This window comes from Sulfurovum sp., from assembly GCF_041551015.1.
In the GTDB taxonomy this organism is placed as follows: domain Bacteria; phylum Campylobacterota; class Campylobacteria; order Campylobacterales; family Sulfurovaceae; genus Sulfurovum.
This window is the reverse complement of sequence record NZ_JBFENQ010000107.1, coordinates 1-6,374: the sequence shown is the minus strand read 5'-3', so window position 1 is coordinate 6,374 and position 6,374 is coordinate 1. Positions and strand designations below refer to the sequence as shown.

At 36.6% G+C, this 6,374-nt stretch carries 5 protein-coding genes; 3 read left to right on the top strand and 2 right to left on the bottom strand.

The window, feature by feature from the left end; all coding sequences use genetic code 11:
• Positions 1-58: 58 nt before the first annotated feature.
• Complete coding sequence (gene mqnE / locus ABZC96_RS07535; protein WP_373030194.1) at positions 59-1,120, bottom strand: aminofutalosine synthase MqnE; 1,062 nt, start codon at positions 1,118-1,120, stop codon at positions 59-61.
• Positions 1,121-1,181: 61 nt separating this feature from the next.
• On the opposite strand from mqnE, the gene ABZC96_RS07530 reads away from it, so the two are divergent.
• Genes ABZC96_RS07530 through ABZC96_RS07520 form a run of 3 tightly spaced genes read left to right on the top strand, consistent with a single transcriptional unit; the run spans position 1,182 to position 5,922 of the window.
• Complete coding sequence (locus tag ABZC96_RS07530) at positions 1,182-3,653, top strand: nucleotidyltransferase (protein ID WP_373030192.1); 2,472 nt, start codon at positions 1,182-1,184, stop codon at positions 3,651-3,653.
• Position 3,654: 1 nt separating this feature from the next.
• A complete protein-coding gene (gene glmS, locus ABZC96_RS07525; RefSeq protein WP_373030196.1) occupies positions 3,655-5,463 on the top strand; it encodes a glutamine--fructose-6-phosphate transaminase (isomerizing) in 1,809 nt (602 codons plus the stop codon).
• 18 nt (positions 5,464-5,481) lie between these two features.
• Positions 5,482-5,922 carry a bacteriohemerythrin gene (locus tag ABZC96_RS07520; RefSeq protein ID WP_373030190.1) on the top strand — a complete coding sequence of 147 codons (441 nt, stop codon included), beginning with the start codon at positions 5,482-5,484 and terminating at the stop codon, positions 5,920-5,922.
• Between the two features lie 2 nt (positions 5,923-5,924).
• Here ABZC96_RS07520 and ABZC96_RS07515 read toward each other — a convergent pair.
• Positions 5,925-6,374 (bottom strand): phosphotransferase family protein (locus tag ABZC96_RS07515; RefSeq protein ID WP_373030189.1); only part of this gene is annotated, 450 nt, incomplete at its 5' end.

Here is a 6,374-nt window from a genome sequence, read left to right as displayed (position 1 = left end):
TGTCAGATCTTTTGTATCGGCCAAAAAATCTTCATAAGGATAATAACGTTTTTCCATACTAATAGACTTTCAACTCATTATAAAGGCTATCACGTTCTATGGGTTGAAAACCAGAGTTTTTGATCAGTGCTACAAAATCATGAAGATCCATACCGTGACTGCTTGCTGCACCGGCAGCAGATTGAATAGATTCTTTTTCTATCGTACCATCCAGATCATCACAACCAAACTCTTGGGCAATCAGTGCGAGATTGACCGACGCAGTAACCCAGTATGCTTTAATGTGTGGAATGTTATCTAACATAATCCGACTAATAGCATAGGTTTTGAGTATTTCTTGCCCTGACGGAAAATCTTTCACTTTTAGAAAGTTATTGTCTCTTTGATAGACTAAAGGGATAAAGGCATTAAATCCACCTGTTTTGTCTTGCAAGTCACGTAGTCTTATCATGTGGTCTATACGATGTGCACGTGTCTCTATATGTCCAAAGAGCATGGTGGCATTACTTTCTCTGCCTCTCTCATGCCATTTTTGGTGTATCTCTATCCACTGGTCTGAAGTCACTTTACCCTTACACAGATATTCACGTACCTCTTCATCAAAGATCTCTGCACCACCACCAGGCATAGAATCTACACCATTTTCTATCATCATAGCTATAACTTCATCATAGCTATGTCCATACTCTCTGGTCAAAAAGTCTATCTCTGCGGCTGTCATCGCTTTCACATGTAGATCAGGAAACGCTTCTTTGATCTTTCTGAATGCACCCATATACCACTCTACACCATCATTAGGATTGTGTGCAGAGACAATGTGCATCTCTTTTGCACCGTTCTTAACTGAATTTTTTACAATGTCTAAGATCTCTTCATGCGTCATAGTATATTGGTTTGGATTTTTTCTACTTGCAGAGTAGGCACAAAACTTACAGATATCTGCACATACGTTGGTAGGGTTTATATGTCGGTTTATATTAAAGTAACTTTTATTGCCATACTTCTCTCTACGAATTTCATCAGCGAGTTCACCAAGTGTATAGAGGTCCAAGTCATAAAGTGCTTCACCCTCTTCTTGGGTGAGTCTCTCTTTGTTACGTACCTTTTGTATCAAATCCATTCTGAGTACATCCATAGTTATTTTTGGGTATTATACCAATATAACATTATGGAGAGTAATATTGGATACAGTTAAAGCCCAAATAGAGGAATTACTTTATGATAATGCCGCTGATTTTGAGATCGCTAAAGTACTTAAAAAAGATATTAAAATCTATTTTGACACCCTTGAAGAGACTTTTTCTACTTCTGGAGGGAAAGATTTTCTTGTTAAGCATACGAAAAAAATAGACAGTATCCTCAAGCTGGTCTATAAAGTTGCTACACGGGATATGTTCGGGGATTATCTTCCTATGAAAAACTCCATCCCCCTTGCACTAGTTGCACTTGGCTCTTACGGTAGAGAACAACTTTGTGTACATTCCGATATTGACCTCATGCTGGTCTATAAAGATATCCCCGGATACAATGTAAAAGAGTTGATCGAAAAAATGCTTTATATTCTTTGGGATACCGGTTTAAAACTGGGACATAGGGTACATACGATCGATGATCTGTATGGAGTGTCTCAAACGGATATAACTATAAAGACGGCCTTGATTGAATCACGCATGATCGAAGGTTCAATTTTTGTATGGACTGAAACACAAAATGCGATCTCTCAGATACGCCATGACAATATAAAAGAGTTCATACGACTTAAACTGGAAGAACAAGAGATAAAACATAGAAAATACCCACTTACAATGGAACCAAATCTTAAAGAAGGTGTAGGTGGTTTTCGTGATGCAAATCTTGTTTTTTGGATAGGAAAAATACTTTTTAATGTCAATAATATAAAAAATCTTCCCTCTACTATTGTAGATGAAAATGAGTACCAAACCTTTCGTATTGCCTTAGAATTTTTATTTCGTGTACGTTCTGCACTCCATCTTGTTGCAAAGAAAAAGGAGGATCAATTACGACTTGACCTTATACCTGGTATTGCTACACTGCTTGGATATGAAAATAGTCAGAAAGGACATATGCGTTTTACTAAAAAAGTCACAGACAGCCTTAAAACTATCAGACTCTACAGTATTATCTGGCTTGATACACTTACCAAAGATTACAAAGAGGATGATACAAGTAAAAACTATATTTACCCTCAAAAGGATATGAAAAACTTCAATGATATTCTTATACACTTGAAAGAATATACTGACAAACCTTTTTATGCTCATCCGACATTACTACAGCAACTCATCAGCATCAATAAACCCGAAAGACTAACTAAGGCACTGTATAGAACTATCAGAACATTATTTTATCAACCACATTGTTATTCTATTTTTAGAACACTCTCTTATTCCAAACTTTTGAGATATACAATCCCTCCTATTAAAAAAGTGGTTGATCTTCCTCAATTTGATGGATATCATCAGTATGCTGTAGATATCCATTCACTCAAATGCCTCTACCATTTGGAACACATCAAAGACCATTTTATACAAACACTATGGGAAACACTCTCTAACGATGAAAAAGCCATGCTTAAACTAGTCGTATTTTTGCATGATGCTGGGAAAGGGCGTAAGCGGGATCATCATTTTGTAGGTGCTTCTCTTTTTAAAGTATTTTCACAAAGACTGCAAATAGAAGAGAGTTTGATAAATATTGGAGAGACACTCATCACCTACCATACACTCATGAGTAAAGTCGCACAAAGAGAAGATATATATAGTGAGACCGTAATACTCTCTTTTGCTTCACATTTTAAAACAAAAAAACTCTTGGACATGATTTATATCGTGACATATGCCGATATGAATGGTGTTGGTGAAGGTACCTATAATTCTTTCAATGCAAAACTCATAAAAACACTTTATAAACAAACTTTAGCTGTTTTGGGACAAACCACTATACTTGATGAAACAGAGAAACGTTTGAAAAAGGAGTTGACACTGCAACGCAATGCTGATTTTCAAGTATTGAGTAAAATCCAACAAAGAAAGATTTTACATATTCCTTCAAACCTTCTCTTTTTACGGTATAACACAAAACGCATACTTGCCATTACAAAAAAAGCATTTGAAACGAAAAACTATGAATTTTCGATCAATAATGACAAATATTTGACAATTGAAGTGATCAGAAGAGATGACTTTAATTTAAGTTACCTTCTTGCAAAACTTTCAAGTTTAAATGTGGTCCATATGGATATATGTAAACTTTTTGATGATCTGAAATATTTTAAAATAGATTTTTCTCAAACAGTGGATGCAGAAGATATAGGTTTCATCGAAGAGATGATTCATAATGCATTTAAACCTGGTAAAATCAGTACTCCACAGATACCTCATATAGATCCATCTGAAATTCAAATAGACTGTGAGCATTCAAAAACGTATGCTGCTATGCATCTCAACTGTAAAGATCAAAAAGGTTTGCTTGCCTATATTATTAATATCTTTGATGATATGGGCATTGACATTGCTACGGCAAAGATACATACACTTAAAAGCCGGGTAAGAGATATGTTTCTCATCGAAAAGCATGGAAACTTTTGTCATAATGTTGAAACTATAATAGATAAACTTACAGGAAATGAATAAGATGTGTGGAATCGTTGGATATATAGGACCTAAAGAAAAAAAAGAGATATTGCTCGAAGGCTTACAAGAACTTGAATACAGAGGATATGATTCTGCCGGTATTGCTGTCATTGAAGGCAACAAACTTCATGACTATAAAGCCATAGGTAAATTAGAAAACCTGCGTGAAAAAACAAAAGCCTATAAAAGTGAAGGGTTTGGTATCTCTATTGGTCACACCAGATGGGCAACACATGGTAAACCAACAGAACTCAATGCACATCCACACTTAGGTGCATACTCTTATGTTGTTCATAATGGGATCATCGAAAACTATCAAGAACTAAAAACTGAACTACAAAATGAAGGTGTAACTTTCCTTAGTCAGACTGATACTGAAACGATCGTGCATCTATTTGAAAAATATTATAATGTATCTAATGATTCCTTTCCTGCCTTTGAAAAAACCATCAAAAGATTAGAAGGTGCTTATGCAACCCTGCTTATCACTGAAGCAGCACCAGATATCATTTTCTTTGCAAAAAATGGTTCTCCTATGCTTGTAGGATTTGATAAAGATGAAGTTTATTTCGCCTCTTCAGATACTCCCGTAATAGGTAAAGCGACAGAAGTTTATTATCTTGAAGATGGCGAGTATGGTTATGTCCACGAGGGTAAGGTGCATCTATTTGACAAAAATGGAAGTAAAAGTTTCACTACACAAACACTCTCCGCTGATAAGATACTTGCTCAAAAAGATGGATACCGTTTTTTCATGGAAAAAGAGATCTATGAACAAAGTCGCGTAATGAGTGAGACGATGATGGGACGTGTACTTGATGATGCAATTGCTTTTGATGAACTAGATGAAAACTTCTTTGAAGGGATCTCTGCTATCAAGATCTGTGCCTGTGGTACCAGTTATCACTCTGCCCTAACCTCTGCATATCTCTTTGAACGTATCGCAAAAGTAAGATGTGATGTTGAGATCGCCTCTGAGTTTAGATACAAAGATCCTTTACTCACACAAGACACTCTCTTCATCACTATTTCACAAAGTGGTGAGACAGCAGATACCCTGGAAGCCCTAAAAATGGCAAAACGTGCAGGACTGAGAAGTCTGAGTATCTGTAATGTTGACAACTCTTCTATCGTTCGGGAAAGTGATGCTGCCATCTTAACGAGAGCCGGTATAGAAAAAGGGGTTGCAAGTACTAAAGCTTTTGCGACGCAGACGATGGTGCTTTGGATGCTGGCTCTCTATGTAGGTCAAGAAAAAGACACGGTTTCAAAAGAGATACTCAAAACTGAAATCGGTGCAATGCTGCATACACCTAAAGCACTGATCGTCACTGATAAGTTACATGAAAAACTCCATAGACTCTCAAAACGCTATCTCCATGGACATGGTTTCTTCTTCATCGGCAGAGATATCTTCTTCCCGCTTGCGCTTGAAGGGGCATTAAAACTTAAAGAGATAAGTTACTTGCACGCAGAAGGTTACCCTGCAGGTGAGATGAAACATGGTCCTATTGCCTTGGCTGATAGTGAACTCTTCACCATTGCACTTATGCCAAAAACCATGCACTACGATAAGATCAAATCAAATGTAGAAGAATTAAGTGCCAGAGATGCAACGATATTGGCCATCTCACCAGAACCATTTGACTTGGCTGATGACTTTATACAAACAACATATGATTCTCATCCTATGTTAGAGTTTTTTGAAATGATGGTCGTGACACAACTGCTTGCACTTGAAATTTCTGTAAGACTTGGGAATGATGTAGATATGCCAAGAAACCTGGCTAAATCTGTGACTGTAGAATAATACTATACAAGGAAACCTATGCTTATAGATCATCATGAAATACCACAAGTTGATATGGACTTTATGAATGAGGTCCACAAAGAAGATGTCGATATCATTAACAATATTTTTGAACATATATTAAAATATGATGGCAGCGATGAGAGTGCAACAGCTATAGACAAGCTCTATAAGGAGTGGATAGAACATACGGTTATCCATTTTCAAAATGAAGAGATCAAAATGCAAGAGATGCGTTTTCCTCCTTACCTTGCACACAAAGGTGAACATGACAGAGCACTCCAGGAGATGCGAAATCTATTTTCCCATTGGCAGCAGAAAAGAGATATACAGGCACTAAAGATCTATTTTATAGAAACTTTACCGGCTTGGCTTCAAACACATATCTCAACGATGGATACTGTGACAGCCCGGTTTTTTGCTACGGGTCAATCTCCATGTGGAGGAGGCGTCTGCTAAATTTAGCTTTTCTTCTCCAAGTTTTCAAACCATTGGGTGCATAAGGCTTGATAAATGATCTTATACGCTTTGAGCTTTTCATCATTGATTTTATTTTCTCTAATAAAGTAACGTTGTAAAAAATAAACTTCATCTTCTTTGTTTAGATTAAACTCAACACATACCGATGCCAGATCAAAATACCTGTCGTTTATGGCTGCGTCTTCCCAGTCTATCAATTGAATCGTTTCTGTAAAGAGTATATTACGAGGATTGAGATCATTGTGACACAACACATATTCAGACGGAAACCTCTCTAAGGTTGCAAAAGCATCCTTCACTGCCTTTGATTTTGTCTCGACCAGTGTTTCTAACAGTATAGGATCTTTCTCTATTTTTAAAGTATGTACTTTTTTCAATACTTCTGCAAACTGATGCAAATCATTTTTTTCTAATGTATCTTTATGTGTACC